Raw genomic sequence first — 3,163 nt, 5'->3', positions numbered from 1 at the left:
TGCGCACGGCGCCGGAGCGCGCGCCCGAGCTGCCGGGCGCCCTCGCGTCACGGGCCGAGCGGGTCCTGGAGACGGCCGCGGCGCACGGCTACCGACGGCTGGTGCTCGGAGCCTGGGGCTGTGGCGTCTTCCAGAACGATCCGGCGCAGGTGGCGGGCGCGTTCCGCGCCCTGCTCACGGACGGCGGCCGGTTCGCCGGTTCCTTCGAGCACGTCGTGTTCGGAGTCCTCGACCGTACGAAGGGTGCGGTCGTCCTGAGCGCCTTCGAGAGGGCGTTCCGGGAGGTACTGGAGGCACAGGTCCTGGAGGGCAAGGCGGTTCAGCGCCAGCCGTAGCGCTCCCGCAGCCGGTGCACCACCGAGTTGAACCGCATCCGGTCCAGCGCGCACGCCTCGCGGCGCATCCCCTGCTCGTGCAGCCGCAGCACCCGGTCCACGGCCACCCAGGAGTCGCGCCCCGACCGGTCCCACGGCCCGCTGCCGATCGGCACCCACTCCCGGTCGCCGTCGTGCCGCTTGCTCGACAGCTGCACGGCGAGAAACGTCCCGGCGGCCTCACGGGCGACGACCAGCACCGGCCGGTCCTTCCCGCGCCCGTCGTTCTCCTCATAGGGCACCCAGGTCCACACGATCTCGCCCGGGTCCGGATCCCCGTCGTGCGCGGGCGAGTACTCGGTACGCACCTGACCCACCCGGCGCGGATCCGCTTCGACGGTGGAGGCGGGCCCGGAGCGCCCGGGAACATCTTGCTCGGCAGAGGCAGTCACGGGCACACGGTAGCCCGCGCCCTTCCGACTGGTGCCCGCGCCCCTTTTGGCCAGGGGCGCGGGCCGTTGGTTTTCAGGGGCGCGGGGAACTGCGCGACCAGCCACGTACAACCAGCCGTCGGCCAATCACCGTTCTACGACTCCCCATCCACCGGAACCTTCTGCGAAGCGGCCGGCGGGGTGGGGAACCCATTGACCGCCGAACCGTCCTTACCAGCCTGCCCGTTCTGATCCTGACCCATCGACGACAGCAACTGCCGAGCCAGCCCCAACCCCGTACCACCCATCGTCAACGCCTTGGCGAACATGTCGGACATCCCGTCGGCCCCGTTGAGCAGCACCATGTGCTCCACGTTCCCGAACGCTCCAGCGCCCGCCCTCACGATCTCCGGCCAGTTCTCGGCAAGTTGCTGCGCGACAACGGCCTCCTGGTTCTCCGCCAGCGCGGCGGCCCGTGCCTTGATGGCCTCGGCCTCCGCGAGCCCCTTCGCCCTCGCGGACTCGGCGATCGCAAGGCCCTTGGCCTGCTGGGCCGCGGCCTCCGCCTCACCGGTGGCCCGGGTCGCCGTCGCGGCGGCAGCGCCACGCGCCTTGGTCGCCTCGGCCTCGGCACCCGCGGCCGTCGTGACCCGGGTCGCCTCCGCCGCGGCCGCGAGTTCCGTCTCCTTCGCCTTGGCCTGTGCCGCGGAGATCCGGACGTCGCGCTCGGCCTCGGCCAGCGTGCGCTTCTCGTACGCCTTCGCGTCCGCGGGCTTGCGGACGTCCGCCTGGAGCTGCTGCTCACGACGGTGCGCCTCCAGCTCGGCGACGCGTGTCTCCTGGACCACGACCTCCTGCCGAGCCGCCGCGTCGGCGAGAGGTCCGGCCTGCCGGGCCTTGGCGGAGGCGTTGTCGCGCTCCGCCTGGTATCCGGCCTGCAGGATCTCGCTGTCCCGGGTCGCCTCCGACATCCGCGCGGCGGCCTGCTGTTCGGCCTCGGTGGCCCGCCGGTTGGCCTCGGCCTGCGCGATCCGGGCGTCCCGCTGCACGGCCGCCGCGTGCGGCATGGCCAGGTTCTTGATGTAGCCCGTCGGATCCTCGATCTCGTGGATCTGCAGCGAGTCGACGATCAGCCCCAGCTTCTCCATCTCCGTACCGCAGGCGGCCCGGGTCTGCCCGGTGAGCTTCTCGCGGTCGCGGATCATGTCCTCGACGGTCAACCCGCCGACGATGGACCGCAGATGACCGGCGAACACGTTGTGCACCCGCTCCGACATCAGCTTCTGCTGGTCGAGGAAGCGGCGGCCCGCGTTGGCGATCGACACGAAGTCGTCGCCCACCTTGAAGATGACCACGCCCCGCACCTTGAGCGGAATGCCCTGGTGGGTCACGCAGTCCACGGACAGCTCGGTCTCGTTGAGGTCGAGCGAGAGTTTGCGCACCGCCTGGACGCCCGGCAGCACGAGCGTGCCGCGCCCGGTGACGATGCGGAAGCCCATGCCCTCCTCAAGGCCTTCGGTGCGGTGCTTCGAACCGGAGATGATCAGTGCTTCGTTGGGCTCCGCGACACGCCACATGAGCTTGAAGACCACAACGATGAATATGAGCGCGAGGACCGCTGCCCCCGCCACGACGCCGACAACCATCGGCATACGCCCCCTGTGGGATGGTGCCCTTTCGGCACCGAACGAACGGAGTGTGCGCCTGGTCGGGCCCGGCGGTACAGACGCTGACGAGTCTTTGGCGCATCTTTGACGAGCACGACACGCTCACATGGCACAGAGGCTCACGGCCCGCTCAACTGTCGTACGCCGCCGACACGTACACCGTCCGGGGCGGCAGGTACTCGACCACCATCACCACCGTGCCCGTCTCGATGCGGTCCTTCGGGGAGACGGGATACGCGAGGAAGTGCTCGGCGCCGCCGCGGACCCGCACGATCACCTCGCCGACGAGCCCCGGCCCGATCGTGCCGGTCACCCGTCCCATGAGGCCCACCATCGACGCGTCGTCCATGGTCCCCAGACTACGGGCCGGTAGGCGCTCCGAAATCAGGTACGGCGCCGTCCGCTTCACGGCTCGGCCAGCTCTGGTACCACCGCTGGTCCGCCTCCAACTGCGCGGCCAGCGACACGAGAACGGGCTCGCTGTGCGCGGGCCCGAGCAGTTGCGCGCCCACCGGCAGGGAGCCGTCGACGAACCCCGCGGGGACGTTGACGCCGGGCCAGCCCAGCACGTTCCACGGCCAGGCGTACGGACAGGCGGCGATCATGGCCCGGTCGGTCCCGAAGCCGCTCAGATCGTGCAGGGCGCCGATGCGCGGCGGGGGAGCGGCGGTCGTCGGCGCGAGCACCACGTCGTACGTGTCGAAGAGCGCGCCGACGCCCTCCTGGAGCATGCGCTTCTCGTTGTTCACGA

5 protein-coding genes are annotated in these 3,163 nt (G+C 70.9%); 1 reads left to right on the top strand and 4 read right to left on the bottom strand.

Features of this window, described 5'->3' with window-relative positions; translation table 11 throughout:
- On the top strand, positions 1-335 hold a 335-nt coding region (locus O3Q52_RS51125), incomplete at its 5' end, for a TIGR02452 family protein (protein ID WP_269655247.1).
- Here O3Q52_RS51125 and O3Q52_RS51120 read toward each other — a convergent pair.
- The 4 genes from O3Q52_RS51120 to O3Q52_RS51105 all read right to left on the bottom strand — a co-directional run.
- Entirely contained in the window at positions 320-766 is a 447-nt protein-coding gene (locus O3Q52_RS51120; RefSeq protein WP_269655246.1) for a type II toxin-antitoxin system PemK/MazF family toxin, read from the bottom strand. The two genes, O3Q52_RS51125 and O3Q52_RS51120, sit on opposite strands and share 16 nt — an antisense overlap.
- Positions 767-900: 134 nt before the next feature.
- A complete protein-coding gene (locus tag O3Q52_RS51115) occupies positions 901-2,397 on the bottom strand; it encodes a flotillin family protein (protein ID WP_269655245.1) in 1,497 nt (498 codons plus the stop codon).
- A 145-nt stretch (positions 2,398-2,542) separates the two neighbouring features.
- On the bottom strand, positions 2,543-2,761 hold the full coding sequence (locus tag O3Q52_RS51110) for a hypothetical protein (RefSeq protein WP_055617745.1): 219 nt from the start codon (positions 2,759-2,761) through the stop codon (positions 2,543-2,545).
- 10 nt (positions 2,762-2,771) lie between these two features.
- Positions 2,772-3,163, bottom strand: a 392-nt coding sequence (locus O3Q52_RS51105) for an amidase family protein (RefSeq protein ID WP_269655244.1), incomplete at its 5' end; no start/stop codon positions are given.

This window comes from Streptomyces sp. ActVer (assembly GCF_027270795.1).
Lineage (GTDB): Bacteria > Actinomycetota > Actinomycetes > Streptomycetales > Streptomycetaceae > Streptomyces > Streptomyces umbrinus_A.
The sequence above is the reverse complement of the archived record's forward strand: the minus strand, read 5'-3'. Positions and strand labels throughout refer to the sequence as shown.

Coding starts and splice junctions, on each gene's coding strand:
- O3Q52_RS51115 (WP_269655245.1), bottom strand. CDS start 2,397: ATGCCGATGGTTGTCGGCGTCGTGGCGGGGGCAGCGGTCCTCGCGCTC.
- O3Q52_RS51110 (WP_055617745.1), bottom strand. CDS start 2,761: ATGGACGACGCGTCGATGGTGGGCCTCATGGGACGGGTGACCGGCACG.